Source organism: Roseateles sp. T103 (assembly GCF_057219915.1).
In genome coordinates this window covers 50,555-69,000 of sequence record NZ_JBXVVS010000002.1, presented here as the reverse complement: position 1 = coordinate 69,000, position 18,446 = coordinate 50,555, and the positions used below count along the sequence as shown (strand labels likewise).

The window sequence follows — 18,446 nt, the reverse complement described above, 5'->3', positions numbered from 1 at the left end:
AGCCCTGTCGCGAGCACGCGAAAGCGCGTGTTCGCGACAGTGTTTGAGCCGGGGCCATCGAAGGCCGCGGACCCACGCAGGCTATGGAAGACATTCTGATCAACTGGTCTCCGCAGGAGACCCGCGTTGCCGTGGTCGAGAACGGCGCGATCCAGGAACTGCACGTCGAGCGCACGCTCGAGCGCGGCTTGGTGGGCAATATCTACTCGGGTCGCGTCGCGCGCGTGCTGCCGGGCATGCAGTCGGCCTTCATCGACATCGGTCTGGAGCGCGCCGCCTTTCTGCATGTGGCCGACCTGCATCAGCCCGGCGGGCCGCCGCGCGGGCCGCATGCCGATGCCGGCGCCGCGGTGCCGATCGAGCGCCTGGTCTTCGAGGGTCAGGCCTTGACGGTGCAGGTGATCAAGGACCCGATCGGCACCAAGGGCGCGCGGCTGTCCACGCAGATCTCGATCGCCGGACGCATGCTGGTGCACCTGCCGCAGGACGAGCACATCGGCATCTCGCAGAAGATCGGCTCGCCCGAGACGCGCGAGCAGCTGCGTGCGCGCATGCAGGAGCTGGTGGGCAAGCCGGGTGACAACGGTAGTGGTGGCGGCTTCATCCTGCGCACCAATGCCGAAGACGCCAGCGACGCCGAGCTCGCTGCCGACATCGCCTACCTGCGCAAGACCTGGGCGCAGATCCGCGAGCGCTCCTTCCGCTCGCCTCCGGGCACCTTGCTGCACCAGGACCTGAGCCTGGTGGAGCGGGTGCTGCGCGACCTCACCACCGAGCGCACCGGTTCGATCCGCATCGACTCCAAGATGCAGTACGAGGTGCTGCATGCGTTTGGCGAAACCTATATGCCCGACGCGGTGGCCAAGTTGGAGCACTACCGCGGCGAGCGCCCGATCTTCGACCTCTACAACGTCGATGCCGAGATCGACCGCGCGCTGGCGCGGCGCGTGGATCTGAAGTCCGGCGGCTATCTGATCATCGACCAGACCGAGGCGATGACGACGATAGACGTGAACACCGGCGGCTTCGTCGGCGCGCGCAACTTCGACGACACGGTGTTCAAGACCAACCTCGAGGCCGCCGGCGTCATCGCGCGCCAGCTGCGCCTGCGCAATCTGGGCGGCATCATCATCGTCGACTTCATCGACATGACGCGCGACGAGCACCGGGCTGCGGTGCTTGGCGAGTTCCGCAAGCAGCTCTCCAAGGATCGCACCAAGGTCACGCTGGGCGGCTTCACGCAGCTGGGCCTGGTGGAGATGACCCGCAAGCGAACCCGCGAGTCGTTGGCGCGCATGCTCTGCGAGCCCTGCCCGACCTGCCAGGGTCGCGGCCAGGTGAAGACCGCGCGCAGCGTCTGCTACGACATCATGCGCGAGATCCTGCGCGAGGCGCGCCAGTTTTCGCCCAAGGAGTTCCGTGTTGTCGCGGCGGCCAACGTGGTGGAGATGCTGCTCGACGAGGAGAGCCAGCATCTGGCCGGCCTGTCGGACTTCATCGGCAAGCCGATCTCGCTGACCGCCGAGCCGACCAACCAGACCGAGCACTACGACATCGTGCTGCTCTAGCGTTCTGTGGGTGACGCGGCGGAAATGTCAGCCAAAAGCGGGACTATTTGACTTGCCGCAGGCGGGCTAATTGAGCGAAGCTAGCGAGTGCGCGTCTTCGTGGACGTCGCAAGGTCGGGTGCGGCATTGTGTTGTCGTGGCATCGCGCGCCCGTGGTTGTATTGACGAGCGCCGACCCACACCATGCGAAGCAATCTTCCCGTTACCGGCAAGGCCTACACGTTTCCTGCGGATCAGACACTGATCTCGGTGACGGACACCAAGGGCCGCATCACTTACTGCAACAACAACTTCGTCGCCGTCAGCGGCTTCACTCGCGATGAGTTGCTGGGGCAGCCGCACAATCTGGTGCGGCATCCCGACATGCCGGAAGAGGCCTTCCGCGACATGTGGGCCACGATCGAGAGCGGCCGTCCCTGGTCGGGCATGGTGAAGAACCGCCGCAAGAACGGCGACCACTACTGGGTGCTGGCCAATGCCACACCGGTGCGTAGCGGCGAGAAGATCGTCGGGTACCTGTCGGTGCGTTCTCTGCCGAGCGCCGATCAGGTCGAGAAGGCCGAAGCACTCTATGCCCGCATGCGCGAAGAGGCGGCATCCGGGCGGCTCAAGCATGTGCTTCGCGCGGGCAGCTTGCATGTGCAGACGATCAGCGGCCGCGTGCTGCGCTGGCTCAGGCTCGGGCCCAGCGGCTGGATGTATGCCAGCATCGCCGGTGCCGGACTGGCGCCTACGGTGTCCGCCGAGTTGGGCCTGTCAGGCCTGGTGACATTGATCGTGGCGCTGATTGGTACCGGCGTGGCCTGTCTCGTGGCGCACCGTACCTTCATCAAGCCGCTGCTGGGTGTGCGTGATACGGCCAACTGGCTGGCGGCGGGCGACCTGACGAAGTCGGTGACGGTCAAGCACGAAGGCGTGCTGGGCGAGCTCGAACTGGCCATGGCACAGCTGGCGGTAACGGTGCGTACCGTGGTGCGCGATGTGCGCCACGAAGTCGCCAATCTGCGCGGCGCTTCGAAGGAGATCGCTTCCGGCAGCATCGAGCTCTCCGGGCGCACGGAATCGCAGGCCAGCAGTCTGGAGGAGACCGCGGCATCGATGGAACAGATCAGCGGAACCATCAAGCACGCCACCCAGACCGCCGATCAAGGGGCGCAGCTCGCCGGCGAGGCGGCCGCGCTGTCGCGGCGCAGCCATGAGGCGGTGCAGGCGGTGTCCGAGACGATGAAGGGCATTGCCGAGTCCTCCGGCAAGATCGGCAGCATCATCCAGGTCATCGATGGCGTGGCTTTCCAGACCAATATCCTCGCCTTGAATGCTGCGGTGGAAGCCGCGCGTGCCGGCGAGCAGGGCCGAGGCTTTGCCGTGGTGGCTTCCGAGGTGCGCGCGCTGGCGCAGCGCACCAGCGGCGCTGCGCGCGAGATCAAGCAGCTGATCGAGGATTCGATCACTCGCGTTGAGAACGGCACCCGACAGACTCACGATGCCCAAGCGCGCATGGGCGAGACCATGGTGGCGGTGGAGAAGACCAGTGGCTTGATCGAGGAGATCCGCCGTGCCGCGCAGGAGCAGGAGCTTGGCGTGAGCCAGATCGGGCAGGCGGTGTCCCAGCTCGATGGGCTGACGCAGCAGAACGCGGCGATGGTCGAGGAGCTCGCTGCGGCGGCCAAGTCAATGGACTCGCAAGTCACGACGGTGCACGGCACGATCCGGGTCTTCAAGCTGACCGAGCGGGATGTGACCCTGGCTGAAGAGGACGCGGTGGCGCTTCGCAAGAAGCATTCGGTGCCGGAAGGCGGTGAGGAGCTCGACTTCGAGCAGGCCTTCGCGGCCCACCAGCAGTGGCGGGTCACGCTGCGAAATGCGGTGACGCGCAAGCTCAGCGTCAATGCCGACGAGTTGCGTCGCGACGACTGTTGCAAGCTCGGCAAATGGCTGCACGGGCCGGGCGGCAAGCGGTGGGGCCATGAGCCTTCCTTTGGGCGTCTGTTGCAGGTGCACCGTGAGTTCCACCGCGAGGCTGGCAAGGTTGCAGACTCCATCATGAAGCGCGATTACGCCCAGGCGGAAAGGCAGCTGGAGCCTGGGACGCCTTTTGCTGAAGTCAGCAAGACGGTCGGCCAGGTGCTGAAGCAGCTGAGGCTTCAAGTCGAAGGCGTTGCTGCGGGCGCCAATCCGGCGCGGGACGCCGCACCGCGACGTGAGACCGCAGCAGCCGTCCCGGTGGCACACCCACCGGCCAAGCCAGCCCCGGCGCGCCGCCCCATATCGGCCGAGAGCGAAGGTGACTGGGAGACCTTCTGATCCGCCGCTCTATACCCTGCGCTGGCGGCGTACCTGGCTGCTAGTGCAGTAGCTGCAGCACGCGCTGCAACTCGGCGGCGAGCTGATCCCGGTCGAGCGGCTTGGCGATAAAGCCGTCGGCGCCGGCCTTCAGATAGTGCTCGCGGTCCTCGGGAAGATCGTGCCCCGAGACGATGATCACCGGAATATGGGGGCGGCCGTGTCGTTCGCGGGCGCGGATCTCTCCCAGTGCCTCCAGGCCTCCCATCACCGGCATCGACACGTCGAGCAGCACCACGTCGAAGGCTTGGCGCGCCAAGGCGTCCAGCGCCTTCTGCCCATCGGTGACCAGAACGCCGCCATGGCCCAGCGCCTTGAGGATGCTGGCGGCGGCGCGCAGATTGAGGGGCATGTCGTCGGCGACGAGCACGCGCAAGGCCTTGTTGCTGTCGCGGGCTGAAGAGGACATCGAATGCTCTGCCTGTGCGGGTGAAAGGCGCTGCCCAAGCGCGGCGCTCAGCCCTTGCTGCGTGGCACGCGGCCCAGCAGGTAGAACTCGTCGTTGGGGCGCAGCGAGACCGTATTGGCCAGGCGGTTGGACAGGCCGAACAGCGCGGTGATCGAGCAGATGTCCCAGATGTCCTCGTCGCTGAAGCCGTGCTGGTGCAGTGCTGCGTAGTCCTCGTCGCCGACTTCCGCCGAGCGCAGGCAGACCTTCATCGCGAAGTCCAGCATCGCGCGCTGGCGCGGCGTGATGTCGGCCTTGCGGTAGTTGGTGGCGATCTGGTCGGCCAGCAGCGGCGCCTTTTCGTAGACGCGCAGGATCGCCCCATGGGCGACCACGCAGTACAGGCAGTTGTTGGCGCCGCTGGTGGCGACGATGATCATCTCGCGCTCGCCCTTGCTGAGGCCTGACTCGCGCAGCAGCAGCGCGTCGTGATAGGCCAGGAAGGCGCGGAACTCGTCCGGCCGCCGTGCCAGCGCCAGGAACACATTGGGCACGAAGCCGGCCTTGGCCTGCACGTCGACGATGCGCTGGCGCACGTCGTCAGGCAATTCGGCCAGTTCGGGCACGGGGTAGCGGCACACGGCGCTCATCGACTCGTCTCCTTGCGGTTCGCCACTGCAGCGGCTTGCATCCTGTTTCATATGGTTTCCGGCCATCATAGCCAGGGGCTTGGCGTGCGCTGAGGCAGAATGCGGGCCTTCAACGGATCTGCCCCGCGCGGGGCATTGCGTTTCGCAACAGTCTTTCAGCGCCATGCGTGCCCACAAGATACCCATGCTCCCTGCCGCGTCGCTGACGCGGCGTGATTGGCTCGGGGGTGCGGCGGCTGCCTTAGCCAGTCTGCCGGCCTTCGCGCAGTTTCGCGTCGAGATTTCCGGCGTCGGCGGCACCCAGCTGCCGATTGCCATCCCCGACTTTCGCGACGAGAGCCGTGCCGGTCAGCCGCTGGCGGCCATCGTGCGCGCCGATCTGGAGCGCAGCGGCCAGTTCCGCATCATCGACGCAGCGCCCGGCCTGCACGAGGGCAGCGCGCCTTCCTGGAGCGAGTGGCGCGGCAAGCAGGCCGATGCCTTGGCTGCGGGCTCGGCGGCGCGGCTGGCCGATGGCCGCATCGATGTGCGCTTCAAGCTCTGGGACGTGGTCAAGGGCCAGGACCTGGGCGGCGAAGCGCATGCCGTGTTGCCTGACGATGTACGTCTGGCTGCGCACCGCATTGCCGACTTCATCTACCAGAAGCTCACTGGCGAGCGCGGCGTCTTCGCCACGCGCATGGCCTATGTGACCCGGTCCGGCAACCGCTATGCGTTGCGCATCACCGATGCGGACGGCGAGGGCGGTCAGGTGGCCTTGAACAGCCCTGAGCCCATCATCTCGCCGACCTGGTCGCCCGACGGGCGCGAGCTGGCTTACGTGTCCTTCGAGACGCGCAAGGCGGTGGTGTGGATCCAGGACCTGTCCACCGGTCGCCGCCGCGCGGTGGCCGATTTCCGCGGCAGCAACAGTGCGCCGGCCTTCTCGCCCGACGGGCAGCAGCTGGCCTTGACCTTGTCGCGCGAGGGCGGTTCGCAGCTCTTCATCATGCGCCGCGACGGCAGCGGCCTGCGCCGCCTGACGCAGAGCTCGGCGATCGACACCGAGCCGGCCTTCACGCCCGACGGGCAGCAGATCTACTTCGTCAGCGACCGCGGCGGCAGCCCGCAGATCTATCGCATGCCAGTGGCGGGCGGGACGCCCGAGCGCGTCAGCTTCAATGGCAGCTACAACATCAGCCCGGCGGTCAGCCCGGACGGTCGTACGCTGGCCTATGTGAACCGCAGCGGCGGCGCTTTCCGTGTCTGTGTGATGGACCTGGCCAGTGGCGTGGTCAGGACGATCAGCGACACCAGCGACGACGAGAGCCCGAGCTTCGCGCCCAACGGCAGGCTGCTGGTCTATGCCACCCGTGTCGGCGGCAGGGACGTGCTGATGACCAGCACGCTGGATGGCCGCATCAAAGCCCGGCTGGTGTCGACGCAGGCCGATGTGCGCGAGCCAGCCTGGGGGCCGTTCGGCCGCTGAACGCGCCGGAGCTGCCCGGGGCGAGACACGCTGCGACGTCGCGAACCATTCATTGATTTTTGCCTTTGGTAACCACGAGCGGCCCCAAGCCGCTGATTGACAGGAGTGAAGAGATGACGAAGACGAACAAGTTGGCATTGGCCCTGCTGGCCGCTGCTGTGCTGGCCGGTTGCAGCTCGACCAAGCTGGACGAGCCCGCAGCTGCTCCGGTGGAGAACCGCAGCGTGGCGCCGAGCGCATCGAGCGGCGCGACCACCGGCACCGCCCAGTCCAGCGTGCAGACCGTGGACCTGGCTGCACAGGCCGCCGAGGCCGTGTCCAAGCTGCGCGTGATCTATTTCGACTTCGACAGCTATGTCGTCAAGCCCGAGTTCCAGAACGTCGTCGAGGCGCATGCCAAGCGCCTGGGCGTCGATGCCAAGGTGAATCTGCGCCTCGAAGGCCACACCGACGAGCGCGGCGGCAGCGAATACAACCTGGCTCTGGGTCAGCGTCGCGCCGAGGCCGTGGCCAAGTCGCTGGGTCTGCTGGGCGTGCCGGCCAATCGAGTGGAGCCGGTGAGCTTCGGCAAGGAGCGTCCGGCGGAGCAGGGCACGGGTGAAGCCGTCTGGGCCAAGAACCGTCGCGTCGAGCTGAAGGACAAGTGAGATGAGCGCCCGCTCGGTCCGGGGCTTCTGGCGCATGCGCAAGCCGGCGGCAGTGGTGGCGCTGGCGTTTGCCGGCCTGCTGAGCCAGCCTGCGCATGCCCTGCTGGCGGATGAGGAGGCGCGCCGCGCCATCCTCGATCTGCGCGCGCGCATGGCCAAGCTCGACGAGGCGCAGCGCCAGATGGCCGAGACGCAGTCCGGCCAGTTGCAGGAGCAGCTGGGGCAACTGCGTCGCAGCCTGCTCGACCTGAATGCGCAGCTTGAGGTGATGCGCAACGAGGTGGCCAAGCTGCGCGGGCAGAACGAGCAACTGGCCCGCGATCTGGCAGACACGCAGCGCAAGCTTGCCGATCAGTCGCAGACGCTGGATGCGCGGTTGCGCCCGCTGGAGCCGCAGAAGGTGTTGCTGGACGGTCAGGAATTCCAGGCCGACCCGGAGGAAAAGCGCCAGTACGATGCGGCGATCGGCCTCGTGCGCCGGGGCGATTTCGTCGAGGCCGCCAATGCGCTGGCCAGCTTCCTCAAGCGCTTTCCGGCCAGCGGCTATGCCGAGTCGGTGCGCTTCTGGCTGGGCAATGCCCATTACGGCAAGCGCGACTACAAGGAGGCAATCGCCACCTTCCGCGCCTTTATCGCCGCCAACCCCAAGCACCCCCGAGCGCCGGAGGCGCTGCTCGCGATGGCCAACTGCCAGATCGAGCTCAAGGAGGTGAAGGGCGCGCGCCGGAGCCTGGAGGACCTGATCAAGACCTATCCGGGTACCGAAGCTGCACAGGCTGGCAAGGAAAGGCTGGCTCTGCTCAAGTAAGCGTCGCGGACCGCGCCGACTCACTTATTCCAAGCCCCGCGCGCCGCATGGTGCCCGGGGCTTTTTGCTGCGCCGCCTAGAATTCGGCCCCATGCAGGAGATCGATATCAATTCATTGGGTCAGCAGGTGCTGTGGGCGGCTTTCGGCCTGGCCCTGCTGTTCGGCGTCGTGGCGCAGCGCACGCATTTCTGCACCATGGGTGCGGTGGCAGACATCGTCAACATGGGCGACTGGGCGCGCATGCGCATGTGGGCCTTGGCGATCGGCGTGGCCATGCTCGGCTTCAACGGCATGGTCGCGATGGGCTGGGTAGAGGCGGGCAAGAGCATCTATGCCGGGTCGCGGCTGCTGTGGCTGTCGTACGCGGTGGGCGGACTGCTTTTCGGCGTCGGCATGGTGCTGGCCTCGGGCTGCGGCAACAAGACCTTGCTGCGCATCGGTTCGGGGAATCTGAAGTCCCTGGTGGTGTTCGTGGTGATGGGTATCGCCGCCTTTGCGACGATGAAGGGCATCACTGCCGTGGCGCGCGTGGCTACGGTGGATCAAGTGCTGGTCGAACTCGGTCGCGGGCAGGATCTCCCTTCGCTGCTGGGACCGCTGCTGGGCATGGCCAAGCCGCAGGCGGCCTTGCTGCTCGGCGCCTTGCTCGGCGGCGGACTGCTGCTGTGGTCGCTGATGCGGGCCGAAGGCCGCAGCGCCGATGTGCTGCTGGGTGGCTTCGGCATGGGTGCTCTGGTGGTGGGCCTCTGGTGGGTCTCCGGCGTGTTCGGGCATTTGGCTGAGCATCCGGAGACGCTGGAGGAGGCCTTCATCGGCAGCACCAATCAGCGCATGGAATCCTTCACCTTCACCGCGCCGATCGCCTATGTGCTGGACTGGCTCATGTACTTCAGCGACAAGAGCAAGGTGCTGACGCTGGCGATTGTCTCGACGCTGGGCGTGATCGCCGGGTCGGCCGTCTATTCGCTCGTCACACGCAGCTTCCGCTGGGAAGGCTTCCGCGGCATCGAGGACACCGCCAACCATCTGGTCGGTGCGGTTCTGATGGGCGTGGGTGGTGTCACGGCCATGGGGTGCACCGTGGGCCAGGGCCTGTCGGGTGTCTCGACGCTGAGCCTGGGCAGCTTCATCGCGTTGGCCGGCATCATCGGCGGTGCCGTGCTTGGTCTGCGCTACCAGATGTGGCGCCTGGAGCGCATGGCGTGAGCGCTGCTGCGCTCGACGAGGCCGATCTCGAGAGACGATTCGGAGGCCTGCGCCGACTCTACGGTCAGGTGCAGTACCAGCGTCTGCGCGCGGCACGCTTCGCCGTCGTAGGCCTGGGCGGCGTGGGCTCCTGGGCCGTGGAGGCGCTGGCGCGCAGCGGCGTTGCCGGGCTGGTGCTGATCGATTTGGATCAAGTGTCCGAATCCAATATCAACCGGCAGATCCAGGCGCTGGGCTCCACCGTGGGCATGGCCAAGGCCGAGGCTTTGCGTCAGCGCATCGCCGACATCCACCCGGGCTGCGAAGTGCAAGTCGTCGAAGAGTTCGTCGACGAAGAGAACTGGCCTGGGCTGCTGGGGAGCACTGACATCGACGGGCTGATCGATGCCTGCGATCAGGTGCGCGCCAAGGCGCGACTGGCTGCCTGGGCGATCGAGGCTCGGCTGCCCTTCGTCGGTGTCGGTGCGGCGGGCGGCAAGCGGTCGCCCCATGCGATGGTGATTGAGGATCTGGGGCTGCTGACGCACGACCCACTGCTGGCTTCGGTTCGGCAGCGCCTGCGTAAGCAGTATGGCGCGGCGCGACAGGGGCGCATCGGTGCCCGCTATGTGTTCTCACGCGAGGCGGTGCAGGCGCCACTCGATGCATCTTGTGAAGCGGACGGCAGCCTGAATTGCCATGGCTACGGGTCCAGCGTGACCGTGACTGCCTGTTTCGGTCTTGCCGCGGCGGCCGAGTTGGTCAACGGCTTTCTTGCACCGACTGCGAAAAACCTTGCGCCGCCAATTTGAGCTCCCCTATAATGTGAGGCTCTACTGAAACGGGGGTTGTTAGCTCAGTCGGTAGAGCAGCGGACTTTTAATCCGTTGGTCGCAGGTTCGAATCCTGCACAACCCACCAGTCAGGCTTTTCGGGGGCTCTTAGCTCAGTTGGTAGAGCAGCGGACTCTTAATCCGTTGGTCGTAGGTTCGAATCCTACAGGGCCCACCAAATTTCCCCTGACGCCTCAGACCCGGGCTCTTAGCTCAGTTGGTAGAGCAGCGGACTCTTAATCCGTTGGTCGTAGGTTCGAATCCTACAGGGCCCACCAGATACGCCGTACAGGCATCGCAAGAAGCACCCACCGCAAGGCCGGGTGCTTTTTTGTTGCCGCGAGAGCGGATGCAGGCGCTGGCCGCACAAGGGCCGACCCTTGGCGGCGTGGGGCGGAAGTGGCTCGGCTAGACTGCGCCCCGCTCGAAACCTCATTTGCACAACGCTCATGCCGGACACCATCCAGGACGCTGCCCTTCTGCAGGCGCTGCAGGCCGTCGTCGATCCGAACACCCAGCAGGATTTCGTCAGCACCAAGCAGCTGAAGAACCTGCGCGTGGCCGGTGGCGATGTCTCTTTCGATGTTGAGCTGGGCTATCCGGCGGCCAGCCAGATCGATGCCTTGCGCAGCGCCCTTGTGGCGGCCGCCCGCACGGTGCCTGGCGTCGCCAATGTCTCGGTGACGATCAGCAGCAAGATCGTTGCGCATGCGGTGCAGCGCGGTGTGCAACTGCTTTCCGGCGTGAAGAACATCATCGCGGTGGCGTCGGGCAAGGGTGGCGTGGGCAAGAGCACCACGGCGGCGAATCTGGCGCTGGCGCTGGCGGCTGAGGGCGCCCGCGTGGGGCTGCTGGATGCCGACATCTACGGTCCCAGCGTGCCCACCATGCTGGGCGTGTCAGGCCGGCCCGAGACGCAGGATGGCAAGCTGATGGAGCCGATGCAGGCCCACGGGCTGCAGCTGATGTCCATCGGCTTCATGATCGAACCTGACCAAGCCATGATCTGGCGCGGCCCGATGGCCACGCAGGCGCTGGAACAACTGCTGCGCCAGACGCGTTGGCAGGAGCTGGATTACCTGGTCATCGACATGCCGCCGGGCACCGGTGACATCCAGCTGACGCTCTCGCAGCGCGTGCCGGTGACCGGCGCGGTGATCGTCACCACGCCCCAGGACATTGCGCTGATCGACGCGAAGAAGGGGCTGAAGATGTTCGAGAAGGTGGGCGTGCCCATTCTGGGCATCGTCGAGAACATGGCGGTGCACATCTGCTCGAACTGCGGCCATGCCGAGCACATCTTCGGCGCCGATGGCGGCAAGCGCATGGCGACCGAGTATGGCGTGGACTACCTCGGCGCCTTGCCGCTGGCGATGGCGATCCGCGAACAGGCCGACGCTGGCCGACCCACCGTGGTGGCCGCGCCCGACAGCGAGATTGCTGCGATCTACAAGAGCCTGGCCCGGCAGGTGGCGGTGAAGATCGCCAAACAGTCCAAGGACTACTCGAGCAAGTTCCCGACGATCTCGATTTCCAAGGGGACTTGAGTCGGGCGCTTCACACCTTGCCGGCCACCACGGCCGGCTCGGCGAGCAGCCAAAGCGAGAAGCAGGCTCCCGCGGAGCTGTCCGTAGTGGCGCCGGATGCTGTTGTCGATTCGGCGCGCAGGTCGCCGCCATAGCGCTCAACCAGGCTGCGGCTGATCCACAGACCGAGGCCGGTGCCATCGCTCTTGGTCGTCGCGAAGGGCGTGAACAGCTTCTCCAGCATCGCCGGGCTCAGGCCGGGACCGGTGTCGCAGACGGTGATGCGCACGCCGCGCGGTGTGCCGTCGGCGTCGTTCCAGTCCTCGCTGTGCAGGCCTAGCTGGCCACCGTCGCTCATCGCCTGCGCAGCGTTGACCAGCAGATTGATCAGTACCTGCTGCAGCTCCTGCCGGTTGATGCCCACGCGCCGCGTGGCCCTGTAGTCGCGGCGCACCTCGATGCGCGAACGCGTCAGCTGGTGCTCGATGAGCAGCAGGCTGCCATCCAGCGCCTCGGCGGTATCGACCTGCTCGACATAACCCGCGTACTCGGTGGGCCTGGCGTACTGCAGTAGTTGGGTGACGATCAGCCGCATACGCTCGATCTGCTGGTCGATCAGGCGTATCTCTGCGCGCGCCGGCTCGGCCGCCGGGCCCAGCAGTTCTCGCATCAGGTCCAGATTGCCCTGGATCACGGCAATCGGGTTGTTGATCTCGTGCGCGATGCTGGCAGTGAGCTGGCCCACCGTGGCGAGCTTCTCGCTCTTCACCAGCTGCGCCTGGGCAGCCTCGAGATCCTCGGTGCGTTCCGCCACCTTGCGGTCCAGCTCCTCGCCCCAGCGCTGCAGTGTCCGGGTCTTCTCGTCCACCGTGTCCAGCAGATGGTCGAGATGCCCGGCCAGCTGGCCGAGTTCGTCGCGCGAGGGCAGGCTGCCCACCCGTGCCGCGGCCTCGCCAGCTTCGACGCGCTGCATGGTGCGCGCCATGCGCTCCACCGGCTTGAAGACGCTTCGCGCCCAGCGCATCGACCCCCAGGCTGCGACCAGCATCACGGCGACGAAGACGAAGCCGATGCCGGCCAGCATGCTGTACTTGGTCCACAGGAATGGCCGCTCGAGGAAGCCGACGTAAAGCATGCCGATGCGTCGGCCATCCTTGTCGTGGATGGGGTCGTAGGCGGAGACGTACCAGTCGTTCACCACGAAGGCGCGGGCCAGCCAGGTGCCGCCGCTGCCCAGCACCGTGTCGCGCACCTGCTGAGAGACGCGCGTGCCGATGGCGCGCTCGCCGCGCGAGCTCTGGAACAGCCGCACATTGGTACTGATGCGCACATCGTCGAGAAACAGCGTGGCGGTGCCCTTGCTGCCCTGTGGCAGCGAGCCCTCCGGATAGACGATCTCGTTGATGTGGTCGATCAGGGGCAGATTGCGGTTGAGCAGCACGCCACCCTGCAGATGACCGAGCAGCTGGCCTTGAGCGTCGTGGATGGGGGCCCGGGCGATCATCACCATGGCGCGGTCCTCGACCAGTCTGTCGGTCGGAGCCGCATTGGGTGTAGGGAGCAGCGGCAGCGCGATGCGGTCGACCAGTTGCGGCGCGACGTGTCTGAAGTGCTCGGGGGATAGCACCGCCACCGAAGCCTGCGCGCCGGACGGATCGGCCACCAGCACAGGCATGCGGTAGCCGCTTTCGATGATGCCCAGCTCGCTGATCAGCAGCGTGCCGTCCGGTGCGAGCAGATTGAGGAATTCCAGCCCATGCTCGCGCCGGCTGTTGCCCAACAGCGCAGGGATCTGCTGCAGGCTGCCCGACTGCAAGCGGCTCACCAGCAGGTGCGATTGCGCGGCCGCCTTGGTGCCGCTGCCGACTTCGGCATGCACGCGCTCGAAGTAGCCTCGTGCCACCGCAAGATCGCTGCGCACCTTGGTGATCAACAGGCGGTCGAAGGCCGCGTCGCCCCAGTAGGCGAGGATCAGCCCCAGCAGCGGCAGCACCACGCACAGCGGCAGCAGGCACAGCAGCAGCAGCTTGGCGCGTATGCTCAGCGTGCGCATGGCCTCAGCCCTCCTGCGCCAGCTGGTTCCATTCGGCGAAGCGCCGCTCCAGCGTGCGCTTGGAGATACCCAGCAGCCGCGCGGCCCGGGCCTTGTCGCCCTGCACCGAGGCGAGAACCGCCAGGATGTGCCGGCGTTCCAGGGTGTGGAGATCGGTGGCGGCTGGCTCGCTCACGCTCTCGGCCGGCGCCGTCGGGCCGGGATAGAGTGCCGACACGTTGAGCGAGCCCAGAATCAGCGAACGCTCGAGCAGATTGCGCAGCTCGCGCACATTGCCGGGCCAGTCGTATTGCTGCAGATAGGCCAGCTCGCGCTCGCCCAGCATGATCGGCTCAACGCCCAGGCGCGGCGCCAGCTCGGCGATGAAATGCGCGACCATCGCCGGGATGTCCTGCTTGTGCGTGCGCAGCGGCGGCAGCTGCAGTTCGACCACCTGCAGCCGGTAGTAGAGATCCTTGCGGAAGCGCCCGGCGGCCACCTCTTCGGGCAGATTGCGGTTGGTGGCGGCGACGATGCGCAGATCCACCGCCAGCTGCTGCTCGCCGCCCACCGGGCGCACGGTACGCTCCTCGAGCACGCGCAGCAGCTTGCCCTGTGCGGCCAGCGGCAGCTCGGCCACCTCGTCGAGGAACAGCGTGCCGCCCTGCGCGTAATAGAACAGCCCGTCGCGTGCGCCGGCACTGGACTGGGCTGGATCGCCGGCATGGCCGAAGAGCTCGGCCTCGACCAGCTCGGGCGACATCAGTGCGCAGTTCACCGGCACGAACGGGCCGTCGGCGCGCGCGCTGCCGCGGTGCAGGGCCTGCGCCGCCAGCTCCTTGCCGGTGCCCGATTCGCCGACCAGCAGCACGGTGCTGTCCACCGCTGCGGCGCGCGCCAGCGCCTGGCGCAAGGCCTGCATCACCGCTGAGTCGCCTAGCAGCGCACTGGCCGCGGCGCTGCGCTGCGACAGCGTGCGGCGCAGCACATAGTTCTCGCGCGCTAGCCGCGCGCGCTCCAGGCTGTGCTTCACGGCATTGAGCAGCTGGGTCAGGCGGAAGGGCTTGAGGATGAAGTCCGAGGCGCCGATGCGCAGCGCCTCGATTGCCGTGTCCAGATCGGCGAAGGCGGTGATCAGGATGACCTCGCAGCTGATGCCGCGTTCACGCAGCTCGCGCAGCCAGGCCAGGCCGTTCATGCCCGGCAGGCTGATGTCCAGCACGATCAGGTCGAAGCGCTGGCGCGCCACCAGGGCCTCGCCGGCTTCGGCGCTGGGTGCGGCCGCCACATGGCCGCAGCGCGGCGCCAGCGTCTTGACGAGGAAGTTGCGCATGCCCTCCTCGTCGTCGACGACCAGCACAGCACTGGTGGGCCAGTCGATCGGCGAGGCCAGCGCTAGGGACTGCATGTCGGACAGCGGCATGGAGAGCCACTGTAGCGCAGCCCCTGGCCCTGCTGCTTGGGTGGCATGCTGCCGGTGCGCTGCACGCCCGGCATGCGGGCCAAGCGGGGCCCTGCGCTGCCACCAGGCTGCTGGCAGACGCAGCCGCCGACGTTGCGAACAGCGCACAGCGGCGCAGCGTCGGTGCGGCCTGCGCATGGCTCCACCGGCCGTCTATGCGTCAGCTTGTCTCAGGGTTATCCAGATGATTTGCCCTGCTGGCGACAACTTGTCGCGACCGCTGCCCGAGCTCGATACGCCGCGACAAGCTGACGCGGACTTGGTCAGTCTGTCTGCGGCTCAGCCCGGGTGGACAAGCCCTGGCATTTGTGCGGGAATCTGCGCGAGTGTCGCGTGACGGCCATCCCCGACGTAGTCACAACTCAAGCGGCTGGAGCCGCAGGAGGCAAACCGAAATGGACATGAACCGGAGGCAGTTCTTCCGGGTGAGTGGAGCGGGCTTGGCCGCTTCGAGTCTTGCGGCGCTGGGCTTCTCGCCCACGGCAGCACTTGCCGAGACGCGCAACTTCAAACTCTCCCGGACCACCGAAACCCGCAGCACCTGCCCGTATTGCTCGGTCAGCTGCGGCCTGATCATGTACTCGCTGGGTGACAAGGCGAAGAACGTCAAGTCCACCCTGATCCATGTCGAGGGCGATCCCGATCATCCGGTAAACCGTGGCACGCTGTGCCCCAAGGGCGCCGGCGTGCTGGACATGATTCAGAGCCCCGACCGCGTGAAGTACCCGCAGGTGCGCGAAGCCGGCAGTGCCGACTGGAAGCGCATCAGCTGGGAAGAGGCGCTGACGCGTGTGGCCAAGCACCTGAAGGCCGACCGCGACGCCAACCTCGTCAAGACAGTCGAGAAGGACGGCAAGACCATCACGGTGAACCGCTGGAACACCACGGGCTTCCTGATCTCCTCGGCATCCTCCAACGAATCCGGTTATCTGAGCGTCAAGATCGCTCGCGGTCTGGGGATCGTCACCCTGGACACGCAAGCACGCATCTGACACGCGCCGACGGTGTCCAGTCTGGGCCCGACTTTCGGTCGCGGAGCGATGACCAATTCGTGGACTGATATCAAGAACACGGATCTCGTTCTCATCATGGGCGGCAATGCCGCCGAAGCGCACCCCTGTGGATTCAAGTGGGTGACCGAGGCCATGCAGCATCGCAAGGCCAAGCTCGTTGTGGTCGATCCGCGCTTCACGCGCTCGGCTGCGGTGGCGGACTACTACGCGCCGATTCGCGTGGGGACGGACATTGCCTTCCTCGGCGGGGTGATCAACTACCTGCTGTCGAACGACAAGATCCATCGCGACTATGTGAAGCTCAACACCGACGCCACCTTCCTGGTGAAGGAAGGCTTCGCGTTCGATAACGGCTTCTTCAGCGGCTACAACGAGGCAAAGCGCAGTTACGACAAGTCGACCTGGGGCTACCAGCTCGGTGACGACGGCTTCGTGAAGGTGGACGATTCGATGCAGGACCCGCAGTGCGTGTTCCAGCAGATGAAGAAGCACTACAGCCGCTACACGCCGGAGATGGTCTCGAAGATCACCGGCACGCCCAAGGAGCAGTTCCTCAAGGTCTGCGAGCACATCGCCGCCACCTCGGCCACCGACAAGGTGATGACGATCTGCTACGCGTTGGGCTGGACACAGCACACCGTCGGGTCGCAGAACATCCGCACCATGGCGATGATCCAGCTGCTGCTGGGCAATATGGGCCGTCCGGGCGGCGGCATCAACGCGCTGCGCGGCCATGCCAATGTGCAGGGCATCACCGATATGTGCGCCTACTCCGAGGTGCTGTCGGGATACATGCTGGCGCCGCTGGAGTCGGACGTCGACCGCGAAACCTATCTGAAGGTGCGCACCCCCAAGGCGCTGCGCCCGAACCAGATGAACTTCGCGCAGAACTTCCCGAAGTGGCACACCAGCCTGATGAAGGCCTACTACGGTGCCGCAGCGACGAAGGACAACGACTTCGCCTACGACTGGCTGCCTAAGCGCGACGGTGCTTACGACGTGCTGGCCATGTTCGAGCGCATGCACCAGGGCAAGATGAACGGCTTCATCTGCCAGGGCTTCAATCCGCTGGCTGCGGTGCCGAACAAGAAGAAGCTCTCGGCGGCGCTGGCCAAGCTGAAGTTCCTGGTCGTGATGGATCCGCTGGAGACCGAGACCAGCGAGTTCTGGAAGAACTACGGGCCGCTCAACGATGTGGATCCGACCAAGATCCAGACCGAGGTGTTCCGCTTCCCGACCAGCTGCTTTGCCGAGGAGACCGGCTCCTTCACCAATTCCAGCCGCGTGATCAGCTGGAAGGAGAAGGCTGTCGATCCGCCGGGCGAGGCCAAGCCGGACTCGGAAATCATGGCGCGCCTGTTCATCAAGCTTCGTGGCATGTACGCCAAGGACGGCGGCACCTTGCCCGAGCCCGTGGCTGCACTGGCCTGGCCCTATGTGGTGCCCAATGTGCCTTCGCCGATGGAGGTGCTGCGCGAGATCAGCGGCCGTGCGCTGGCGGATCTGTATGCACCGCCGCCGGCCCCGAAGCTGGACGAAAAGGGCAAGCCCATCCCGCTGCCGCCCCCGCCACCCAATGCGCCACCGCCGCAGCCCATCGTCAAGGCCGGTGAGCAGATCCCGGGCTTCGCGGTGCTGCGCGACGACGGCACGACGGCGTGCGGCAACTGGATCTATGCCGGCTGCTGGAGCCAGGCCGGCAATCTGACGGCACGGCGCGACAACTCCGACCCGACCGGTCTGGGCGTGCATCCCAACTGGGGCTTCGCCTGGCCGGCCAACCGCCGCATCCTCTACAACCGCGCCAGTGCGGATGCGAACGGCAAGCCCTGGGATCCCAGCCGCAAGTACCTGGCCTGGAACGGCACGAGCTGGGCCGGTGGCGCGGACATTCCGGACATGCGTCCCGATGCGGCGCCGGAGCAGGGCGTCGGTGCCTTCATCATGAACCCGGAGGGCGTGGCACGTTTGCACGCCATCGGCATGGCCGAAGGTCCCTTCCCCGAGCACTACGAGCCCTTCGAGACGCCGGTGGGCGTCAACCTGATGTGCCCGAGCAACCCCAAGGCCGTGTCCAACCCGGCCGCGCGGGTCTACAAGGGCGATCTGGAGGCTTTCGGCAAGAAGGAGGAGTTCCCCTACGCGGCGACCACCTACCGCCTGACCGAGCATCTGCACTACTGGACCAAGCACGCGCGCAGCAATGCCATCGTGCAGCCGGCCCCGTTCGTGGAGATCGGCGAGGAGCTGGCCAAGGAGAAGGGCATCAAGCAGGGCGACAAGGTCAAGGTGCGCAGCAACCGCGGCGAGGTCATCGCGGCCTGTGTCGTGACCAAGCGCATGAAGGGTCTGGACGTCAACGGCAAGAAGGTCCACCACGTCGGCATCCCCATCCACTGGGGCTTCAAGGGCGTGACGCAGAACGGCTATCTGGCCAATGCGCTAACGCCCTTCGTCGGCGACGCGAACTCGCAAACGCCGGAGTTCAAGGCCTTCCTCGTCAATATCGAAAAGGTGTAAAC

Annotated in this window: 13 protein-coding genes and 3 tRNA genes; 12 read left to right on the top strand and 4 right to left on the bottom strand. The window is 66.3% G+C overall.

All coding sequences use genetic code 11. The features are described 5' to 3' along the window. Positions 1-83: 83 nt before the first annotated feature. Positions 84-1,568: a ribonuclease G gene (rng, locus tag AC2EBS_RS06780; RefSeq protein ID WP_484727641.1), complete on the top strand. Its 1,485-nt coding sequence runs from the start codon at positions 84-86 to the stop codon at positions 1,566-1,568. 183 nt (positions 1,569-1,751) lie between these two features. Next, a complete protein-coding gene (locus tag AC2EBS_RS06775) occupies positions 1,752-3,872 on the top strand; it encodes a methyl-accepting chemotaxis protein (RefSeq protein WP_484727640.1) in 2,121 nt (706 codons plus the stop codon). Positions 3,873-3,912: 40 nt separating this feature from the next. Here the strand turns inward: AC2EBS_RS06775 and AC2EBS_RS06770 are convergent, their stop codons facing one another. Further along, entirely contained in the window at positions 3,913-4,320 is a 408-nt protein-coding gene (locus AC2EBS_RS06770) for a response regulator (protein WP_484727639.1), read from the bottom strand. Between the two features lie 47 nt (positions 4,321-4,367). Next, positions 4,368-4,949 (bottom strand): peroxidase-related enzyme, encoded by a 582-nt coding sequence (locus tag AC2EBS_RS06765; RefSeq protein WP_484727638.1) that lies wholly within the window; start codon positions 4,947-4,949, stop codon positions 4,368-4,370. 184 nt (positions 4,950-5,133) lie between these two features. Here AC2EBS_RS06765 and tolB point away from each other — a divergent pair, with 184 nt between their 5' ends. From tolB to apbC, 9 genes are all read left to right on the top strand, one after another. Beyond that, positions 5,134-6,417, top strand: a complete 1,284-nt coding sequence (tolB, locus tag AC2EBS_RS06760) for a Tol-Pal system beta propeller repeat protein TolB (protein WP_484727637.1) — start codon at positions 5,134-5,136, stop codon at positions 6,415-6,417. A gap of 113 nt (positions 6,418-6,530) precedes the next feature. Then, positions 6,531-7,064: an OmpA family protein gene (locus AC2EBS_RS06755; protein WP_484727636.1), complete on the top strand. Its 534-nt coding sequence runs from the start codon at positions 6,531-6,533 to the stop codon at positions 7,062-7,064. Position 7,065: 1 nt separating this feature from the next. Then, positions 7,066-7,872, top strand: coding sequence for a tol-pal system protein YbgF (ybgF, locus tag AC2EBS_RS06750; RefSeq protein ID WP_484727635.1), 807 nt, complete (start codon positions 7,066-7,068; stop codon positions 7,870-7,872). A gap of 91 nt (positions 7,873-7,963) precedes the next feature. Further along, on the top strand, positions 7,964-9,079 hold the full coding sequence (locus AC2EBS_RS06745; protein ID WP_484727634.1) for a YeeE/YedE family protein: 1,116 nt from the start codon (positions 7,964-7,966) through the stop codon (positions 9,077-9,079). Then, on the top strand, positions 9,076-9,870 hold the full coding sequence (locus AC2EBS_RS06740) for a tRNA threonylcarbamoyladenosine dehydratase (protein ID WP_484727633.1): 795 nt from the start codon (positions 9,076-9,078) through the stop codon (positions 9,868-9,870). The genes AC2EBS_RS06745 and AC2EBS_RS06740 overlap by 4 nt, the downstream gene beginning before the upstream one ends. Before the next feature lie 33 nt (positions 9,871-9,903). Further along, positions 9,904-9,979 (top strand) — tRNA-Lys (locus tag AC2EBS_RS06735). Between the two features lie 14 nt (positions 9,980-9,993). Then, positions 9,994-10,069, top strand: a tRNA-Lys gene (locus tag AC2EBS_RS06730). A 24-nt stretch (positions 10,070-10,093) separates the two neighbouring features. Continuing rightward, positions 10,094-10,169 (top strand) — tRNA-Lys (locus AC2EBS_RS06725). A gap of 171 nt (positions 10,170-10,340) precedes the next feature. Beyond that, positions 10,341-11,438 carry an iron-sulfur cluster carrier protein ApbC gene (gene apbC, locus AC2EBS_RS06720; RefSeq protein WP_484727632.1) on the top strand — a complete coding sequence of 366 codons (1,098 nt, stop codon included), beginning with the start codon at positions 10,341-10,343 and terminating at the stop codon, positions 11,436-11,438. 10 nt (positions 11,439-11,448) lie between these two features. Here the strand turns inward: apbC and AC2EBS_RS06715 are convergent, their stop codons facing one another. Further along, the gene (locus AC2EBS_RS06715; RefSeq protein ID WP_484727631.1) at positions 11,449-13,470 is read right to left on the bottom strand and encodes a sensor histidine kinase; all 2,022 of its coding nucleotides are present in this window, start codon (positions 13,468-13,470) and stop codon (positions 11,449-11,451) included. Between the two features lie 4 nt (positions 13,471-13,474). After that, positions 13,475-14,872, bottom strand: coding sequence for a sigma-54-dependent transcriptional regulator (locus tag AC2EBS_RS06710; RefSeq protein WP_484727630.1), 1,398 nt, complete (start codon positions 14,870-14,872; stop codon positions 13,475-13,477). A gap of 434 nt (positions 14,873-15,306) precedes the next feature. Here AC2EBS_RS06710 and fdnG point away from each other — a divergent pair, with 434 nt between their 5' ends. Next, on the top strand, positions 15,307-18,444 hold the full coding sequence (gene fdnG, locus AC2EBS_RS06705; protein WP_484727629.1) for a formate dehydrogenase-N subunit alpha: 3,138 nt from the start codon (positions 15,307-15,309) through the stop codon (positions 18,442-18,444). Positions 18,445-18,446: the final 2 nt, after the last annotated feature.